Below are 17771 nucleotides of genomic sequence, written 5' to 3' on the forward strand. Positions count from 1 at the left end.
GCCTCAGGCCGCCGACGCCAGCTCCCGGATGGCGGCGTTGGCGATGGTGAGCTTGGCGAAGCTCCACCCCGCGCCGGCCTGTTCGATCTCCTCGATCGTCTTGCGGGCGTGGTCCACCGTCGCGGACCGGGCGCGCACCCACTCCTGGATGGCCTGGCGGGCCGCCTCGCCGTTGCCGACCGAGGCCGGGCTGGCCGCCTTGCCGATCGCCAGGGTCAGGGCCGCCTGCTCGGACAGCAGGTCCTCGATCAGCCGGCGCACGGCCAGCCGCTCGAAATGGTCGGCCGGGGCCAGCGAACCGGCCGCCGAGCGCAGCCGATCGAAGGCGAAGGCCGCGCCGACCTGGTGGTAGAGCCGCGCGGTGGCGGCCACCGGCCAGTGCATGCGGCCGGCCAGCTCGGCCATGTCGCTCGTGGCGGTCAGCGGACGCAGCACCGCGATCGAGGCGGCGAGGTCGGCGGGCGCGCCGGCCGCGACCAGGCTTTCGACCCGGTGGCGCATGGCCGCCTGGTCGAAGTCGGACAGCAAGCTCGCGCCCTCGGCCCGCACGGCGTCGACGGCCGGGCGGTAGACGTCGATCAACTGTTGCACCGTCGCGCCGCCGCGGGCGGCCCGGCGGGCCAGCCAGAAGGCCAGGCGGCGCAGGGCGCCGGCGGCCTCACGGTAGAGCGCGGTCTGGGCTTCGGCCGGAATCTTCAGATCCAGGCTGGAGATCACCGACCAGGCCTCGTCCAGGCGCAGGGCCTGGCGGGCGGCCTCGAAGGCGACCACCAGCTCGCGGGCGTCGCAGCCGGCGGTGGCCCGCACCCGCGAGGGGAAGGTCGCCCCGGTCATGTTGACCATCTCGTTCGAGATCACCGTGGCGATGATCTCGCGCCGCAGACGGTGCTGGTCCATCTCGTCCTGATACCGGCGCAGCGGCGTCGGGAAGTAATCCTTCAGCGTGGTCTCGAAGAAGGCGTCGTCCGGCGCGGCCGAAGCGACGACCTCGTCGAACAGCTCGATCTTGGCGTAGGCGGTCAGCACGGCCAGCTCCGGCCGGGTCAGGCCGCGGCGGGTGTTCTGCAGCTCGACCATGGCGGCGGTGGAGGGCAAGCCCTCGACCTTGCGGTCCAACTTTCCAGCTTGTTCAAGGCGGCGCATGAAGCGCTCGTGCGCGCCGGCGTCGGCCGCGGCCGAGGCCTCCTGCAGGGTCAGGGCCAGGGTCTGGTCGTAGTTGTGCTGCAGCACGTGCTGGGCGACCTCGTCGGTCATGCTCGCCAGCAGCGCGTTGCGGGCCTCCCGCTCCAGCTCGCCCTTACGCTCCAGGCCGCCGGTCAGGATCTTGATGTTGACCTCGTGGTCCGAGGTGTCGACGCCGGCGGAGTTGTCGATGGCGTCGGTGTTGATGCGCCCGCCGTTCTGAGCGAAGGCGATGCGGCCCGCCTGGGTGACGCCCAGGTTGGCGCCTTCGCCGACCACGTCGACGCGCAGCTCGTTGCCGTCGACCCGGATCGCGTCGTTGGCCTTGTCGCCGACCTGCAGGTCGGACTCGCTCGGCGCCTTCACGTAGGTGCCGATGCCGCCGAAGTAGAGCAGCTCGGCCTCGGCCTTCAGGATGGCGCGCATCAGGTCGGTCGGCGACAGGCTGTCTTCCGACACGCCCAGCACCGCCTTCACCTCAGGCGTCAGCGGGATCGATTTCAGCGAGCGCGAGAACACGCCGCCGCCGGCCGAGATCAGGCTCTTGTCGTAGTCCTGCCAGGACGAGCGCGGCAGGTCGAACAGGCGCTTGCGCTCGTTCCACGACACCGCCGGATCCGGGTTCGGATCGAGGAAAATGTCGCGGTGATCGAAGGCGGCGACCAGCTTGATCGCCTTGGACAGCAGCATGCCGTTGCCGAACACGTCGCCGGACATGTCGCCCACGCCCACCACGGTGAAGGGCTGGGTCTGGATGTCCTTGCCCATCTCGCGGAAGTGCCGCTTCACCGCCTCCCAGGCGCCGCGGGCGGTGATGCCCATGGCCTTGTGGTCGTAGCCGACCGAACCGCCCGAGGCGAAAGCGTCGCCCAGCCAGAAGCCGTAGTCGGCCGAGACGCCGTTGGCGATGTCGGAGAAGGTGGCCGTGCCCTTGTCGGCGGCGACCACCAGGTACGGGTCGTCGCCTTCCCAGGCGATGACGTTGGCCGGACGGATCACCGCGTTCTTCGCGTCGATGTTGTCGGTGATGTCCAGCAGGCCCGACAGGAAGGTCTTGTAGGCCCGCACGCCCTCGGCGCGGATCGCGTCCGGCGCGCCGCCGCGGGGCAGCTGCTTGGGATAGAAGCCGCCCTTCGAGCCGACCGGCACGATCACGGCGTTCTTCACCTGCTGCGCCTTCACCAGGCCCAGCACTTCGGTGCGGAAGTCGTCGCGACGATCGGACCAGCGCAGGCCGCCGCGGGCGACCGGGCCGAAGCGCAGGTGCACGCCCTCGACGTGCGGCGACCACACGAAGATCTCGCGATAGGGCTTGGGCAGCGGCAGGTCGGCCAGCTCGCGCGACGCGATCTTGAACGAGATGTACGGCTTCGGGCCGCCGTCCGGACCGACCTGGTAGTAGTTGGTCCGCTTCACCGCGCCGACCAGCAGGGCGATGCGGCGCAGGGCGCGGTCGTGGTCGAGGCTGGCCACCGCCTGCAGGGCGGTCAGGATTTCGCTGGTCAGGGCTTCGACCGCCTGGGCGCGCGCGGCCGCGTCGCCGGCATGGGCCGGATCGAACTTGGCGGCGAACAGCTTCAGGATCAGCCGGCCGACAGCCGGGTTCTCGATCAGCGCGGCTTCCTGGGTGGCCTGGCTCGGGTCGAGGCCCGACTGCTGTCGATAGCGGGCCAGCGCGCGGATCAGCGCCGCTTCACGCCAGGAGATGCTGAGCTCCAGCACCAGGCGGTTGAAGCCGTCGCTCTCGGTCCGGCCGGTCCAGACGGCCGCAAAGGCCTCCTCGAACGGCTTCTTGATGTCGCGGAACACCAGGTCGGCGCCGCGCGGATCTTCCAGCAGGAACTCGTGGACCCAGACCGGCTCGGTCGCGCCAGCCGGACGCACCGGGTTGCCGTACTCCTCGAGCGCCTTCAGGCCCATGTCCTCGAGGATCGGCAACACGTCGGCCAGCGGCACGGCTTCGCCGTGGCGGTAGAGCTTGAAGCGGAACTGCAGGGAGGAGTCGGTGGGCGCGCGGAAGGCGCGCACGGCGATCTCGCCGTCGCCCAGCCGATCGACCTCGGCCATGTCGACCAGGGCCTCGGCCACGTCATAGCGGTCGCGGTAGGCGACCGGGAAGCCTTCGGCCCAGCGGCTGGTGACCGCGCCGACCTCGGCGTCGGCGATGCCGGACTCGCGCACGGCCTGCTCGAAGCGGTCCGGCCAGGCGCGGCTGACCTCGACCACGCGGGCCTCGACTTCGGCCGGATCCGGCTCGGGGTGCGCGCCCGGCTGCACGCCGATGATGTAGTGGATGCGCACCAGCGGCGCGTCGGACAGCTGCGGGTACCAGGCCGACACCCGGCCGCCCCAGGCCTTCGCCATGACCTCGCCGGCGCGCTCGCGCACGCCCGGATCATAACGCTCGCGCGGGACGTACATCAGCACCGAGACGAAGCGGTCCAGCGGATCGCGGCGGGTGAACAGACGGATGCGCGGGCGGTCGAACAGGTGCAGGACGCCCAGCGCGATGCGCAGCAGGTCGTCCTCGGTCATCTGGAAGAGTTCGTCGCGCGGGTAGTTCTCGACGATGTTGCGGAGCCGCTTTTCGTTGTGGCTGCCCGGCGCCTTGGCGGCGCGCGCCATGACGTTGGCGACCTTGCGACGGATCAGCGGCACCTGGCTGGCGGTCAGGTCGTAGGCCTCGGCCGTGAACAGGCCGACGAAGCGGACCTCGCCGGTCGGCTTGCCGTCCGGGCCGAAGCGCTTGATGCCGATGAAATCCATGTAGCCGCGGCGGTGCACGCGCGAGCGCAGGTTGGCCTTGGCCACCGTCACCGGCTCGCCGAGGTTCAGCTGCTGCTTCATCTGCCGGGTCAGCACCGCCGGCTCGTTGGCGCGGCGCAGGACCGGACGGTTCGGATCGCGCAACAGGCCCAGGCCCTGCTGCGGCTGGCTGAGCGGCGCTTCCGCCTCATAGCCGCCGTCGGCGGTGCGCGGATAGTCGTAGACGCGCGCGCCGAGGAAGACGAAGTGGTCGGCGTTCAACCACTTCAGGAAGGCGGCCTGCTCGGCCACCAGGGCCGGGTCGACGCCCGCGACGCCCTTCTCCAGCTCGGCCACGGTGCGGCCCAGCAGCTCCTGCATCGGGGTGAAGTCGGCCACGGCGGCGCGCACGTCGGCCAGGGCCACCTGCAGGCCTTCGATCAGGCCCGCGCGGCGGTCTTCCGCGACCGGATCGATCACCACCAGGATGGTGGACTCGCGCTGGGTGTCGCCGTGGGCGCGGCGCAGGCCCTGGCCGAAGCGCTCCAGGGTCAGCACCGGGTGGAACATGGCGCGCACCGACACGCCGTGGTCGGCCAGCTCGCCCATCACGCTGTCGACCAGGAAGGGCGCGTCGTCCTGGACGATCTCCAGCACGTCGTAGGCCATCGGCCGGCCTTCGGCGCCGGTGGCGCGGCGCAGGCGGATCATCGGACCGGCGCCGCCTTCGCGGACTTCGCCGAACTTCCAGAAGTCGGCCAGCACGGCCGCGAAGTCCTCGGGGCTCAGCTGCGGAGTCTCGTCGGCGACGTAGTCCTCCAGCGCCTGCTCCAGGAAGGAGTGCTCCAGGCGGTCGAGCTCCGTCGCACCAGGGCGGCCCAAGGCCTTCGCAAACGCCTTCTTCAAAGCGTCGATGGTGAGGGTGGGCACGCCGGCGCCGTCCATGGGGGATCCTCGCAGCTTCGGCCGGAGCCTAACCCGCTCCCGTCGCCGATCAACTAACGAGCCCTGTGCTAGGCCATACGGCGCGAAAACGAAAGCCGGACCCAGAACGGGAGCCGAAAAAGAATGCCCTGAAAGAGAAAGGTCGCGGGACGTTTTCGCGTTCGCCGCGATTTTGGCGAATGAAAGACGCTTTCCCGCCGCAACATTCGAAGACCCGCGTTCGCCGGCGCCGGGGCCCGCAAACGAAAAGCCGCCGGATGCTTTCGCATCCGACGGCTGCGTCCCTCCGAGGGGGGGAGAACGAAGGGACGTTTTCGTTCGGCGACGCCGTTTCTAGGGGGACGGGGAGGGCGGCGCCGCCTGTCCGGGTATCGAGGGGAGGATGTCCGGACAGGACAGAGATAGGAATGCGCTGGGGGATTTGTAGTGGCGCCCGATCACGCCCCTGTGAACAATTCCCAAGGCAAAACCTAAGGTTAAGCCGTCTCCGCCTTTCGCGCTCGCTCTTCCTCCGTACGCGGATAGGGTTCGCCGTCGCCCGACAGCAGGACGGCGATCCAGCGGGTGCCGTCGAACTCCGCCAGGATCGCGATGGCCATCACCGTCAGCGGGGTCGACAGGAACATGCCGGTCACGCCCCAGAGCGCGCCCCAGAAGGCCAGCGACAGCAGGATCACCACCGGGTCGATGTTCTGGTTCTCGCCCTGCATGCGCGGGTAGATGAAGTTGCCGATCACGAACAGGATGACCTGCAGGCCGATCAGCAGCACCAGGGCGGGGGTGTAGGTCTCGAACTGGACCAGGGCGAACAGCGGCGGCGCCAGGCCCGCCACCGCGCCGCCGATCACCGGGATGTAGCAGACCAGGAAGACGACGAAGGCCCAGAAGCCGGGGTTTTCGAGGCCGACCACCATCATCAGCACCCAGGCGGACACCGCGATCATCACCCCCGTGACGGTCTGCACCCACAGATAGCCCTCGACCCCGCCGCGGATGCGCTCGAACACCGCGGCCGCCTCGGCCCGGTCCTCGTCGCGGGGGAACAGGCTGTCGGCCTTCTGCTTGAAGCCGGTGCGCGAGGCGATCAGGAAGCCGAGATAGACCAGCACGAAGAAGGCGTCCGAGGCGAAGCCCTGCAGGCCCTTGGCGGCGACGCCGACATAGCGTTCGAACTCAAAGCGCTGCACCAGCTCGTGGGCGGTGGGCGCGACGCTCAGGTGCAGCATGCCGGCGACGTCGGCGATCACCATGTCGAGCCGGGCGCTCAGGTTGTTGGCCTTGGTGAAGAAGCCGGCGGCGCCGTCGATGATCACCCACACCGAGCCGATGAAGGCCAGGGTGATCAAAAGGATGGCGGCCGGCAGGGCGACCTTCTCCGAAACCCGGGCGTGCCGGACGAGGCCGCGGGCGAGGCCGTCGGTCATCAATAGCAGGAAGATGGCCAGGGCCAGAGGGGTGAGAATTTCGCTCAGCCAGTAGACCGCCGCGCCGCCGATCACGACAGCGATCAGCACGAGCGCGTTGCGCGAGGTGGAAGAGGTCATGGCCGGTCCCCGGGTTCGACTCAGGACTGTCTTTCGCCGCGCGCGTCCGCGTCAATCCAACGCGACCTCTGCCTGACCCTCGGCTATGGTCCTTCGTCGCAAAGGAGAACCCGCATGGACGCGCCCCGGGGTGAGGTGCTGCTCGGCCTGTCGGACCGGCCGGTGAGCTTGCGGCTGGACCGGGTCAACCGGCACGGGATCGTCGCGGGGGCCACCGGCACGGGCAAGACCGTCACCCTGCAAGTGCTGGCCCAGGCCTTCTCCGACGCCGGCGTGCCGGTGTTCGCCGCCGACGTGAAGGGCGACCTGTCCGGCGTCGCCGAGCCGGGCAGGCCTGACGACAAGATGCAAGCGCGCGCGCGCGACATGGGCCTGACGCTGACGCCGGAAGGCGCGCCGACGATCTTCTGGGACCTGTTCGGCGAGAAGGGCCATCCGATCCGCGCCACCGTGTCGGAGATGGGTCCGGTGCTGCTGGCGCGGCTGTTCGAGCTGAACGACGTACAGGAGGGCGTGCTGACCATCGCCTTCAAGGTGGCCGACGCCGAAGGCCTGCTGCTGCTCGACCTCGACGACCTGCGCGCCGTTCTGGCCCACCTGGCCGAGAACGCGGCGGAGATCGGCCGCACCTACGGGGCGGTCGCGCCGGCCACGGTCGCGGCGATCCAGCGCAAGCTGCTGACCCTGGAGAGCCAGGGCGGCGACAGGTTCTTCGGCGAGCCGGCGCTGAAGCTTTCCGACCTGATGCGCACCGACGCGCAGGGGCGCGGCTATGTCAGCGTGCTGGCCGCCGACCGGCTGATGCAGACGCCCCGGCTCTACGCCACCTTCCTGCTGTGGCTGATGGCCGAGCTGTTCGAGGAGCTGCCCGAGGTCGGCGATCCGGAAAAGCCGCGCCTGGTGTTCTTCTTCGACGAGGCCCACCTGCTGTTCCGCGACGCGCCCAAGGCCCTGCTGGAGAAGGTCGAGCAGGTGGTGCGCCTGATCCGCTCCAAGGGGGTGGGGGTCTGGTTCGTCACCCAGAACCCGGCCGATGTGCCCGACGTGGTGCTTGGCCAGCTCGGCAATCGCATCCAGCACGCGCTTCGCGCCTATACTCCGGCCGACCAGAAGGGCCTGCGCGCCGCGGCCCAGTCGTTCCGGCTCAACCCGGCCTTCGACACCGCCGAGGCGATCCAGCAGCTGGGCGTCGGCGAGGCCCTCGTCTCGGTGCTGGACGAGCACGGGGCGCCCACGGTGGTCGAGCGCACCCGCATCCGCCCGCCAGCCTCGCGCCTGGGTCCGGTCCAGCCGGCCGAACGGAGCGCGCTCCTGGCCGCCGACCCGGTGGCCGGGACCTACGACACCCCGCTGGACCGCACGTCCGCCCAGGAGGTGCTGGCCGCCCGGACCGAAACCCCGCGCGCCGCCGAACCGAGGCCAAAAGCCGCGCCCCGCGCCCCGGCCCGCGCGCGCCAGACCCCGACCGAGGCCTTCGCCAAGTCGATGCTGCGCAGCCTGGGGAGCCAGATCGGCCGCGAGCTCATCCGCGGCGTTCTGGGGTCGTTGCGGCGGTAGAGCTAGCCCCGCCGCGCCCGGAGCCGCTTCAGCTCCTTCTCGATCTGGCGTTCGCGCATGTCGCCGGTCTCGACGAAGGTGGCGAAGCCATGGGCGAACAGGCCGATGCCCCAGCCGAGCATCGGCCAGACCACCCACCATTCGCCCGGCGAGGTCAGGTAGTTGATCGCAGCCAGGCCGGCGTTGACCATCACATAGGTCAGCAGGTGCGTGCGGAAGGCGATCTTCGCGTCGGCGCGCCGCTCCGCCCGTCGGCGCAGCGAGAACTCTTCCTCGTCGGTCATGGTCCCGTCCCCTCGGCGCCCTCAACGGCGGCGCTTCAAAGAACAGGGGTCTGCGGACGAAATCAACCGACCGGAGTCAGCCGCCACATGCGCAGAGGGTGCTTCACCCGGCCGGCCTCGGCCCCGGCGGCGGCGCCGCGGCCCATGTAGAGGTCGGCGCGGACCGGGCCCCGGATCGCCCCGCCGGTGTCCAGCGCCACCACCAGGCGGCGATAGTCGCGCGCCGCGCCCTGCAGGGTCGGGTTGTCGGCGTCGATCCAGAACAGCTCGCCATAGCTGTGCTTGCCGGGGTCCACCGCGATCGACCGGCCGGCCGGCAGGGGCACGCCCGCCGCGCCCGGCGGATCGCCGTGGTCGTCGGGCAGCAGGTTGAAGAAGACATAGCGCGGGTTGGCGTTCATCACGCCCTGGGCGCTAGGGCCGCGGTTGGCGGCCAGCCAGTCGCGGATGACGTCGCCGGAGGTCTGGTTGGGAGCCAGCAGGCCGCGCTCGACCATGACCCTGGCCACGCCGACGAACTGGCGGCCGTTGTCGGCGGCGTAGCCGGCCCGCTGGCGGCGGCCGTCCGGGAAGGTCAGATAGCCCGAGCCCTGGATCTGCAGGAAGAACAGGTCCTCCGGGCGCATCCAGGCGAGCGCTCCGTTCGGCGGGCTGGCTTCGATGGCGGACCGCTCCAGATAGGCCTGGCCCTTGACCAGGTCGGCCGGGCGGCCGCGCACGGGGGCCGAGAATTCCGCGTCGGGCTGGGCCTTCGCCGGATACTCCGGCGCGAAATAGGCGGTCAGCAGGCCCGTGCCCTCGACCGGCGAGGCGACGAACCGGGTCTCGAAGAAATGTCGCGCGGTCTGGGGATCGGCGGCGCGCATGGCGCGGGCGGCGGCGCAGGTCCGCTTGCCGGGCTCGGTCCGGTCGGCGCCGCAGCCGGCCTGGTAGGCCTTCAGCGCCGCGAGATGGTCTTCCTGGGCCCAGCCGGCCAGCCCCATGGGACGCGTGGCCTGGGCCGGCGGATAGTTGGGAACGGGTCCGCCGGTCGGCGCGGTGGCGCAGGCCGCCAGCAGCGAAAGCCCTGCGAACGCCCCCAGCCTTCCCGCGAAACTCACGCCTGGGCCGCCTCTACCCGGGCCAGGGTCCAGTTCGGATCCGACCCGCCGACCAGGCGCTCGAAGCTCCACAGCTCCGCCGTACGCCGGTCATCCACCGCCTCGCCCTCCGGGCCCTTCGAACGGGTCCGCAGTTCGGCCAGGAAGCGCACCCGCACGCGGGCGGTGTCGCCGTCCAGCTCGGCCTGGTCCAGGTCGGCGCGGGGGGCGTGCAGGAACTCGGTCTGTTCGGAGCGGCCTTCGGCCTCGCGGGCGGCGATGGCCGCGTCGAAGCTGGCGTAGACCGCCGGCGTCAGCAGCGGACGCAGCGCCTCGCGGTCGCCAGCGGCGAAGGCGCGCACGATCCGCTCGTAGGCGATGCGCGCGCCGTCCAGGAATTTGCCGGTGTCGAAGCCGCCGTCGCGGGCCTTCAGGGCCGGGAGGCCGGGCACCGTGGCGTCGGTCGGCGAGGGTTCGATCCGTTCCGGCGCGGGCTTGCGCGCCGAGCGTCCGGGTTCGGCGACCGCCTCTTCCGGCTGACGGCCCACGCGGCGGCCCAGCACGTTGTAAAGCTGGAACAACACCACCGCGGCGATCACGGCGAAGATTACGATCTGTACGATTTGTCCGGGCACTCGCCCCTCCGTTTGGTCACGTCGGGCCAGCCACCCATATAGGCGGCCTGGACGCAGGCGGCAGGCCCGACCCCGGGCCTTACGGCTCGCGTTGCGCCATATCGTCCCGCGTGTTAGCAGCGCGGCTTGCTTGTAGGAAGGCCGCTCGAGGCCTTCGGGGGAGAGAACGTCCATGACCGACGTGACCGCGCCGAACGCCGGGAGCGAACTGCAGACCGGCCCGCAGATGCGGGTCCTGACCCAGTTCGTCCGCGACCTGTCGTTCGAAAACCCCCGCGCGCCGGAATCGCTCCGCATGGAGGGCAAGCCGGAAATCGACATGGGCGTCGAGATGAACGCCCGCGGCCGGGCCGACGGCCTGTTCGAAGTCGACCTGCGCCTGTCGGTGAAGGCCTCGTCCAACGACGGCGCCCTGTTCCAGGTCGAGCTGGTCTACGGCGGCGTGTTCCAGGTGGCCAACGTCACCGACGAGACCCTCGAGCCGCTGCTGCTGATCGAGTGCCCGCGCTACCTGTTCCCGTTCGCGCGCCAGATCATCGCCGCCTGCACCGCCGACGGCGGCTTCTATCCGCCGTTCCTGCTGGAGCCGCTGGACTTCGCCGCGGTCTACGCCGCGCGCAAGGCCCAGGAAGGCGGCGTCGGCGCCGCCGGCAACGCGTAATCCACGCGTCCGCCTCGGGTCCGGCCCGAAACCTGAGATTTCAGCAGCCCCGGTCGTCACGGCCGGGGCTGTTTTTATTTCCGCCGGGGCCCTTGTCGGCACGCGGGCGGTTGGATCGTCCTACGCCAGGTCGCCGGGGACGCCGGCGCGCAACCAGAGGAGAGGGACACGATGGCGAAGTTTATGGCGGTCTTCACCGGCAAGCCGGGCGCGGGTCGCCCCGATCTCGACGACTCCACCATCGCCAAAGGCATCCAGGCCTGGGGCGCGTGGATGGCCCAGAACGCCGACCGCATCGTCGAAACCGGCGGGCCGCTGGGCAAGACCAAGAAGGTCTCCTCGGCCGGGATCGCCGACATCCAGAACAACCTGACGGGCTTTGTCGTGCTTGAGGCCGACGACCACGAGGCGGCGGCGCGCCTGTTCGAGGGCCATCCCCATTTCACCATCTTCCCCGGCGACGGGGTCGAGGTGATGCCGGTCCTGCCGATCCCGGGGCGGTAAGGGGCGCAGGGCCGGCGGCTTACGCCGGCTCGCTCTCGTCGCTCTTGGCGAACTGGGCCCAGATCGCCTTGTCCTTCAGCACGGCGCTGACGAAAGCCGCATGGGCCGCCCGTTCGTCGTCAGTGACGCGCGAGGTCAGCGGGCGGGGGCGGGGGCCGTAGCCGCCGGACTTCACCGTGGTGATCGCCGCCGCCACGCCGACCGGGGTCAGGTCCAGGCCGCGCTCCTTGCCGCCCTTCAGCTCCAGATAGACCGCCGCCAGCAGTTGGGCGTCGATCAAGGCGCCGTGCTTCTCACGCTCGGCCAGCGAGATCTTGAAGCGACGGCACAGCGCGTCGAGCGAGTTGGGCATGCCCGGAAATCGCTTCTGGGCGAGCTGCAGGGTGTCGATCCAGCCCGGCGCCGGGATCACACGGCGGCCGATGCGCTCCAGCTCCATGTTCACGAAGCCGCGGTCGAAGCCCGCATTGTGAGCGACGATCGGGGAGTCGCCGACGAATTCCAGGAACTCGTCGCAGATCTCGATGAACTTCGGCTTGTCGGCCACGAAGGCGTTGGAGATGCCGTGGACCCGCTCGGCCTCGGCCTCGATCTCGCGCTCCGGGTTGCAGTAGCGGTGCAGCGACTTGCCGGTCGGCAGCAGGTCGACGATCTCGACGCAGGCGATTTCCAGCAGACGGTGGCCCGCCTTCGGGTCGATGCCGGTGGTTTCGGTGTCGAGGACGATCTCGCGGGCCATGGCCTCTTACTGAAGCGCTTCGCCCTTGCCGTGAAGAGCGCCGCGTCGCCGCGGGGTCCATCCTGGCGCGCCCACGGTGTCCAGGACCTCGTCGACCGCGTGGCGGGCGTGATCTAGCCCGAATGACGTGTCGATCACGAAATCCGCGCGGGCCACCTTGTGCGCGTCAGGGGTCTGGCGCTCGAGCAGGGCGGCGAATTTGGCTTCGTCCATGTCCGGCCGGGCCAGCACGCGCCGACGCTGGACGTAGTCCGGAGCGGTGACAACCACCACGGCGTCGACCAGGTCGGCGGCGCCGGTTTCGAACAGCAGGGGAATATCGAGCACCACGACCGGCTCTTCCGCAGCCTCAGCCTGCGTGAGAAACGCGTGGCGGTCGGCCTGAACCAGCGGGTGGACGATCGCCTCCAGCCGGCGAAAGCCCTCGGGCTCCGCGCGCAGACGGGCGGAGAGGGCGGGGCGGTCCACTCCGCCGTCCTTCACCACGCCCGGGAAGGCCGCCTCGACCGGCGCGACCGCGGCGCCGCCGGGGGCGTAGAGCCTGTGGACCGTGGCGTCGGCGTCCCATACCGGCGCGCCGGCGTCGCGGAACATGGCCGCGGTCGTCGACTTGCCCATGCCGATCGAGCCGGTCAGGCCCAGCACGATCACTTGAGCGCCTCCAGCGCCACGGCGCGCACGTCGATGTCCGGCGGGGCCTGGCCGAACAAGGCTTCGAACGACGGCTTCGCCTGGTTGATCAACATCGACAGGCCGTCGACCGTGGGCAGGCCGCGGGCTTCCGCGGCCTGGAGCAGGGCGGTCTTCAGCGGCCGGTAGGTCATGTCCATCACCGCCGCGCCCTCGGGCAGGTGGTCCAGGGCCAGCACCGGTCCGGCCGCCGCGGCGTTGACCAGCACGCCAGCATAGTCCAGCGCCCGTTCGGCGTCGGCCAGGGCGAAGGCGCGTGTGCGCTCCCCGAAGGCGAATACCAGTTCCTCGGCCCGAGCGATGGTGCGGTTGACCACCCGCACTTCCGGGCTGCCGGCGTCGAGCAGGGCCGCGACCGCCGCCTTGGCCGCGCCGCCGGCCCCCAGCACCACGGCCGGCCGGGCCGTCAGGTCGACCTCGGGCGCCTGTTCGGCGAAGGCGGCGATCATGCCGAAGCCGTCGGTGCTGCGCGCCTCGACGTGGCCGTCCTCATGGAACAGCAGCAGATTGGCCGAGCCGGCCCGGATGGCGACCGGGTCCGCTTCGTCGGACAGGGCCAGGGCCCGCTCCTTGAACGGGGCGGTGACGTTGAGCCCCGCGACCACGCCGCCACGGAAGCCCCGCACCAGCCGTTCGAAGGCCGGCTCGTCCTGGGGCGAGAAGGGCGCATACAGCGCGTCCAGGCCCGCGGCCTCGATCCAGGCGCCGTGGATCACCGGGCTCAAAGAGTGGGCGATCGGCCGCCCGACCACGCCGGCGACCCGGGCCGCCCCCGTCGCACGCACGCTCATGCCTGCACCAGTCCGCGTTCGCGCAGGAAGCCCAGCAACGCAACCATCGGCAGGCCCAGGATGGTGAAGTAGTCGCCCTCGATCCGGTCGAACAGTTGCACGCCCTCCCCTTCCAGCTGGTAGCAGCCGACCGAGGACAGGATGGTCTGGCCCTGGCGGGCCAGGTAACCGTCCAGCCAAGCGTCGGAGAAGTCGCGCACGGACAGGGTCGCGGTCTCCACCGTCGACCAGACCACCCTCCCCTCCTCCGCCACGGCGACGCCGGAGTGCAGGTGATGGACCCGACCGCGCATGTCCTTCAGGCGAGCACGGGCCTCCTCGACGCTTTCGGCCTTGTCGACGGTGACGCCGCCGAGGTCGAGCGTCTGGTCGGCGCCGATCACGAGACCGGACCGCCGCTCCGACACCGCCAGCGCCTTCAGCGCCGACAGGCCGACGGCGACCTCCTTGGGCCCCTCCCCTCTCGCCAGGGCTTCGACTTTAAAGGCGTCCTCGTCGACGCCGGCGCCGGTGGTCTCGAAACTCAGGCCCGCGCCCGTGAGGAGGGCGATGCGGGCGGCGCTCTTCGACGCCAGGATCAACTCGGTCACGCCAGCAGCCCCACCTTGCCGGTGCGCTGGGCGGTCAGCAGGTTCAGCACCGCCGCGGCGGTTTCTTCCACCGAGCGACGGCTGACGTCGATCACCGGCCAGCCATAGCGTTCGAACATGCGCCGGGCGCGCACGGTCTCCTCGCGCACCGCCTCCATGTCGACATAGGCGCTCTCGCGGCCCTCGTTCAGGCTGAGCAGGCGGTTCTTGCGGATCTGCACCAGCCGGTCGGGCGAGACGGTCAGGCCGACGATCAGCGGCCGCTTCAGCTGGAACAGCACCGCCGGCGGCTCAGCCCCGGGGACCAGCGGCACGTTGGCGGCGCGGATGCCGCGATGGGCCAGGTAGATGCTGGTCGGCGTCTTGGAGGTGCGGCTGACGCCGACCAGGACCACGTCGGCCTCCTCCAGCTCGGCGGCCGACTGACCGTCGTCGTGGCTGATGGCGTAGTCCAGCGCCTTCATGCGGTTGAAGTACTCGTGGTCCAGCGCGTGCTGGGCCCCGACCCGGCTGGACAGCGACGCCCCCAGATAGCGCGACAGGGCGGCCACCAGCGGATCCAGCGCCGCGATGGTCGGCATCTCCATCTCGCGGCAGCCGTGCTCCAGCGCCATGCGCAGTTCCTTGTCGACGATGGTGTGCAGCACCACGCCGGGGGCGGCCTCGATCTCCTGCAGGACGCGGTCCAGCTGCTTGCGCGACCGCACCAGGGCGTAGATGTGCTCAATCGGGATCACCCCGTCGAACCGGGCGATCACCGCCTTCGCCATCGCGTTCAGCGTCTCGCCCGTGGAGTCCGAGACGAGATGGACGTGGAAGTAGGTCGCGAATTTCTGCGCTGAAACTGTGGGCAAGTGCTGAGGACCTTTCGGCCTTCGTCTGTGGAGCGCTGTGGAGAAAACCCGACCGCGAGGCGGGCGCCAAGGCGCCGTGGTGGAAAGCGGGCGCCAGGGGACGGAATCCTCCACCCCTTCTTAGCGACCGCCGATCATCCACGGCCAGCCTGTGGACATGGTTAAGTCTTCGTAAACGACCCCCAGGCCGTGCCAAGGGTCGACAAGGGCCCGACCCCTTCCAATTCCTAACGAAACGTTAATTGTCCCCAGAGTCCACAGGGCGCCGCGGTGACATGCGCGCGCCGTGAATGACTCCCGTTCGATGGTCGGAAGGCTTCGGGACAGCCGAGGTTTTCCCCACGACCCCCCGCCCAACCTCTTCTTTCAATCTTCAAGATTCTTTTCTTATGAAGGAGAAGAGAGGGAGGCTTGAGCCGTGAAGCCTTCGGGGGTTTAAGGGCCTGCGATGAGCCAAGCCCCCCTCCTCCTTCGGGTTCTCTCCGGCGAGACGACCCAACGTCCGCCCGTCTGGTTCATGCGCCAGGCCGGCCGCCACCTGCCCGAATATCGGGCTCTGCGGGCGAAGGCCCCGGACTTCGTGTCGTTCTGCCTGAACCCGGAGATGGCCGCGGAAGCCACGCTGCAGCCGATGCGTCGCTATCCGTTCGACGCCTCCATCGTGTTCGCCGACATCCTGCTGATCCCGAAGGCCCTCGGCCAGGACGTGCGCTTCGAAACCGGCGAGGGTCCGCGCCTGGGCGCCCTGCCCTCGATCGAGAGCATGCGGGAACGTACGGCCGACGCCGGCGCGGCGCTTGCGGTGGTCGGAGAGACGCTTGCGCGGGTGCGCGAGGCCCTGGAGCCGGAACGGGCCCTGATCGGCTTCTGCGGGGCTCCCTGGACCGTGGCGACCTACATGCTGGACGGCGAAGGCCGCGAGGACCGCGCCTCGGCCCGCCGGTTCGCCTATGAGCGCCCGGAGCAGGTCGACGCCTTGCTCGACGTGCTGGTCGAGGCCAGCGCCCACTACCTGGCCATGCAGGCCCGCTCCGGCGCCCAGGCGCTGAAGATCTTCGAGAGCTGGGCGGAAGGTCTGCCGGATCAGCTTTTCGAGCGGCTGGTGATCAGGCCGCACGCCAAGCTGGTCGCCCGGCTGCGCGAACTGGGCGTGGAGACGCCGCTGATCGGCTTCCCGCGGGGCGCGGCCGCCTCGGCCGAAAAGTACGCCGCCGCCGTGCCGGTTCAGGCCGTCGCTCTGGATACCGCCTGCCCGCTCGAGGTCGGCAAGCGCGTGCAGGCCAAGGTCGCCATCCAGGGCGCGCTGGATCCCCTGCTGCTGCGCGCCGGCGGTCCTGAGCTGGACGCCCGGGTCGAAGAGCTGATCGAAGCCTGGGGTAAGGGCCCCTACGTCTTCAACCTCGGCCACGGCATCCTGCCCGACACCCCGATCCCCCACGTGGAACAGGTACTGAAGCGGATCACCGGAGCGGGCTCGCGATGAGCGGCGGGCGACGCATCGCCGTCGTCCTGTTCAACCTCGGCGGCCCTGACGGGCCCGAGGCCGTCCGACCGTTCCTGTTCAATCTGTTCAACGACCCGGCGATCATCGCCCTGCCCGGCTTCGTCCGCACGCCGCTGGCCAGGTTGATCGCCAGCCGGCGCGAGCAGGCGGCCCAGGCCAACTACGCCATCATGGGCGGGCGCTCGCCTCTGCTTCCCGAGACCGAGGCTCAGGCCCGTGCACTAGAAGCGTCGCTCGGGGCCGCCCTCCCCCGCGACGAGGTCCGCGCCTTCATCGCCATGCGCTACTGGAAGCCGTTCACCGAAGAGGCCGCCCGCGCGGTCGAGGCCTTCGATCCGGACGAGGTGGTGCTGCTGCCGCTCTATCCGCAGTTCTCCACGACCACGACAGCTTCGTCGCTGAAGGCCTGGACCGCCGCCTATCGCGGGGCCGGCCGGGTGCGGACGGTCTGCTGCTATCCCGACGCCGCCGGCCTGGTCGAGGCCCACGCCGAGCTGATCCAGGCGACCTGGGAGACGGCCGGCCGGCCTGAACCGGTGCGCCTGCTGTTCTCGGCCCACGGCCTGCCGGAGAAGGTCATCGCCGCCGGCGATCCCTACCAGGCCCAGGTCGAGCGAACGGCCGCGGCCGTGGCCGAGCGGCTGGGCGGATCGTGGGACTGGCAGGTCTGCTACCAGAGCCGAGTCGGGCCGCTGAAGTGGATCGGGCCGTCCACGGTCGAAGCCATCGGCCAGGCCGCGCGCGACGGCGTCGGCGTGCTGATCAGCCCCATCGCCTTCGTTTCCGAACACGTCGAGACCCTGGTCGAGCTTGACCATGAATACGCCGAGCTGGCCCGCACGGCTGGCGTCGACGTCTATCTGCGCGCGCCAGCGCTGGGCGTCGCGGCGCCCTTCATCGAGGCGCTGTCGCACGTGACGCTGTCGGCGCTCTGCCTGAGCGAGGGCGCGCAGACCGCGGCCGGCGGACGCTGGTGCGGGTCGCAATTGTGCAAATGTCCGGCGGGGGAGAAGGCCGCATGAATTGGTACGATCTGCTCAGAGCCCTGCACATCCTGGCTGTGATCGCCTGGATGGCCGGCCTGCTCTACCTGCCGCGGCTGTTCGCCTATCACACCCGCGCCACGCCCGGCTCGGAGATGGATCTGACCTTCCAGACCATGGAAGCCAAGCTTCTCAAGATCATCATGAACCCGGCCATGATCGCGGCCTGGATCTTCGGCCTGTCGCTGGCCTGGATCCGCATCAGCGGCGATCCGTCGCTCTGGCACGCGCCCTGGCTGATCACCAAGTTCGCCGGCGTGCTGTTCCTGACCGGCTGGCACCACTATCTGGCCAAGGCCCGCAAGCGCTTCGCCGCCGGCGAGAACACCAAGTCGGAAAAGTACTGGCGCATGGTCAACGAGCTGCCGTTCCTGGCGGCGATCGTGATGGTGCTGGCCGTGACGCTCGAGTTCGGGCGCTGACG

16 protein-coding genes are annotated in these 17771 nt (G+C 70.2%); 6 read left to right on the forward strand and 10 right to left on the reverse strand.

Annotated features, from left to right (window positions below; translation table 11 throughout):
• Positions 1–3: 3 nt before the first annotated feature.
• On the reverse strand, positions 4–4872 hold the full coding sequence (locus H8B08_RS16390) for an NAD-glutamate dehydrogenase (protein WP_187451266.1): 4869 nt from the start codon (positions 4870–4872) through the stop codon (positions 4–6).
• Positions 4873–5348: 476 nt separating this feature from the next.
• Positions 5349–6416: an AI-2E family transporter gene (locus H8B08_RS16395; RefSeq protein WP_187451267.1), complete on the reverse strand. Its 1068-nt coding sequence runs from the start codon at positions 6414–6416 to the stop codon at positions 5349–5351.
• A gap of 114 nt (positions 6417–6530) precedes the next feature.
• Here H8B08_RS16395 and H8B08_RS16400 point away from each other — a divergent pair, with 114 nt between their 5' ends.
• Positions 6531–7973 carry a helicase HerA-like domain-containing protein gene (locus tag H8B08_RS16400; protein WP_187451268.1) on the forward strand — a complete coding sequence of 481 codons (1443 nt, stop codon included), beginning with the start codon at positions 6531–6533 and terminating at the stop codon, positions 7971–7973.
• Positions 7974–7975: 2 nt separating this feature from the next.
• On the opposite strand, the gene H8B08_RS16405 is transcribed toward H8B08_RS16400, so the two are convergent.
• The 3 genes from H8B08_RS16405 to timA form a co-directional block, all read right to left on the reverse strand.
• The gene (locus H8B08_RS16405; protein WP_187451269.1) at positions 7976–8257 is read right to left on the reverse strand and encodes a 2TM domain-containing protein; all 282 of its coding nucleotides are present in this window, start codon (positions 8255–8257) and stop codon (positions 7976–7978) included.
• Between the two features lie 62 nt (positions 8258–8319).
• Positions 8320–9357, reverse strand: coding sequence for an MltA domain-containing protein (locus H8B08_RS16410; RefSeq protein WP_187451270.1), 1038 nt, complete (start codon positions 9355–9357; stop codon positions 8320–8322).
• The gene (gene timA / locus H8B08_RS16415) at positions 9354–9971 is read right to left on the reverse strand and encodes a TIM44-related membrane protein TimA (RefSeq protein ID WP_370545504.1); all 618 of its coding nucleotides are present in this window, start codon (positions 9969–9971) and stop codon (positions 9354–9356) included. Before timA ends, H8B08_RS16410 begins: the two co-directional genes overlap by 4 nt.
• A 172-nt stretch (positions 9972–10143) precedes the next feature.
• On the opposite strand from timA, the gene secB reads away from it, so the two are divergent.
• Together secB and H8B08_RS16425 are read left to right on the forward strand one after the other, a co-directional pair.
• The gene (gene secB, locus H8B08_RS16420; protein ID WP_187451272.1) at positions 10144–10632 is read left to right on the forward strand and encodes a protein-export chaperone SecB; all 489 of its coding nucleotides are present in this window, start codon (positions 10144–10146) and stop codon (positions 10630–10632) included.
• Positions 10633–10803: 171 nt separating this feature from the next.
• A complete protein-coding gene (locus H8B08_RS16425) occupies positions 10804–11136 on the forward strand; it encodes a hypothetical protein (RefSeq protein ID WP_187451273.1) in 333 nt (110 codons plus the stop codon).
• Positions 11137–11155: 19 nt separating this feature from the next.
• On the opposite strand, the gene dnaQ is transcribed toward H8B08_RS16425, so the two are convergent.
• From dnaQ to H8B08_RS16450, 5 genes are read right to left on the reverse strand one after another with little or no spacing between them, the layout of a single operon-like run.
• Positions 11156–11875: a DNA polymerase III subunit epsilon gene (dnaQ, locus tag H8B08_RS16430; RefSeq protein WP_187451274.1), complete on the reverse strand. Its 720-nt coding sequence runs from the start codon at positions 11873–11875 to the stop codon at positions 11156–11158.
• Between the two features lie 6 nt (positions 11876–11881).
• On the reverse strand, positions 11882–12526 hold the full coding sequence (coaE, locus tag H8B08_RS16435) for a dephospho-CoA kinase (protein ID WP_187451275.1): 645 nt from the start codon (positions 12524–12526) through the stop codon (positions 11882–11884).
• Entirely contained in the window at positions 12523–13356 is an 834-nt protein-coding gene (locus tag H8B08_RS16440; protein WP_187451276.1) for a shikimate dehydrogenase, read from the reverse strand. The genes coaE and H8B08_RS16440 overlap by 4 nt, the downstream gene beginning before the upstream one ends.
• Positions 13353–13946, reverse strand: a complete 594-nt coding sequence (locus H8B08_RS16445) for a Maf family protein (protein ID WP_187451277.1) — start codon at positions 13944–13946, stop codon at positions 13353–13355. Before H8B08_RS16445 ends, H8B08_RS16440 begins: the two co-directional genes overlap by 4 nt.
• Entirely contained in the window at positions 13943–14800 is an 858-nt protein-coding gene (locus tag H8B08_RS16450; protein WP_187451278.1) for a pyruvate, water dikinase regulatory protein, read from the reverse strand. The genes H8B08_RS16445 and H8B08_RS16450 overlap by 4 nt, the downstream gene beginning before the upstream one ends.
• Positions 14801–15248: 448 nt before the next feature.
• Here H8B08_RS16450 and hemE point away from each other — a divergent pair, with 448 nt between their 5' ends.
• From hemE to H8B08_RS16465, 3 genes are read left to right on the forward strand one after another with little or no spacing between them, the layout of a single operon-like run.
• Positions 15249–16283: a uroporphyrinogen decarboxylase gene (gene hemE, locus H8B08_RS16455; RefSeq protein WP_187451279.1), complete on the forward strand. Its 1035-nt coding sequence runs from the start codon at positions 15249–15251 to the stop codon at positions 16281–16283.
• Positions 16280–17326 (forward strand): ferrochelatase, encoded by a 1047-nt coding sequence (gene hemH / locus H8B08_RS16460; protein ID WP_187451280.1) that lies wholly within the window; start codon positions 16280–16282, stop codon positions 17324–17326. Before hemE ends, hemH begins: the two co-directional genes overlap by 4 nt.
• On the forward strand, positions 17323–17769 hold the full coding sequence (locus H8B08_RS16465; RefSeq protein ID WP_187451281.1) for a CopD family protein: 447 nt from the start codon (positions 17323–17325) through the stop codon (positions 17767–17769). Before hemH ends, H8B08_RS16465 begins: the two co-directional genes overlap by 4 nt.
• Positions 17770–17771 lie beyond the last annotated feature (2 nt).

This window comes from Caulobacter sp. 17J80-11, from assembly GCF_014349105.1.
Classification (GTDB): Bacteria; Pseudomonadota; Alphaproteobacteria; order Caulobacterales; family Caulobacteraceae; genus 17J80-11.

Coding starts and splice junctions, on each gene's coding strand:
- H8B08_RS16465 (WP_187451281.1), top strand. CDS start 17,323: ATGAATTGGTACGATCTGCTCAGAGCCCTGCACATCCTGGCTGTGATC.
- secB (WP_187451272.1), top strand. CDS start 10,144: ATGACCGACGTGACCGCGCCGAACGCCGGGAGCGAACTGCAGACCGGC.
- H8B08_RS16390 (WP_187451266.1), bottom strand. CDS start 4,872: ATGGACGGCGCCGGCGTGCCCACCCTCACCATCGACGCTTTGAAGAAG.
- hemE (WP_187451279.1), top strand. CDS start 15,249: ATGAGCCAAGCCCCCCTCCTCCTTCGGGTTCTCTCCGGCGAGACGACC.
- H8B08_RS16440 (WP_187451276.1), bottom strand. CDS start 13,356: ATGAGCGTGCGTGCGACGGGGGCGGCCCGGGTCGCCGGCGTGGTCGGG.
- H8B08_RS16425 (WP_187451273.1), top strand. CDS start 10,804: ATGGCGAAGTTTATGGCGGTCTTCACCGGCAAGCCGGGCGCGGGTCGC.
- H8B08_RS16395 (WP_187451267.1), bottom strand. CDS start 6,416: ATGACCTCTTCCACCTCGCGCAACGCGCTCGTGCTGATCGCTGTCGTG.
- H8B08_RS16405 (WP_187451269.1), bottom strand. CDS start 8,257: ATGACCGACGAGGAAGAGTTCTCGCTGCGCCGACGGGCGGAGCGGCGC.
- hemH (WP_187451280.1), top strand. CDS start 16,280: ATGAGCGGCGGGCGACGCATCGCCGTCGTCCTGTTCAACCTCGGCGGC.
- H8B08_RS16400 (WP_187451268.1), top strand. CDS start 6,531: ATGGACGCGCCCCGGGGTGAGGTGCTGCTCGGCCTGTCGGACCGGCCG.
- dnaQ (WP_187451274.1), bottom strand. CDS start 11,875: ATGGCCCGCGAGATCGTCCTCGACACCGAAACCACCGGCATCGACCCG.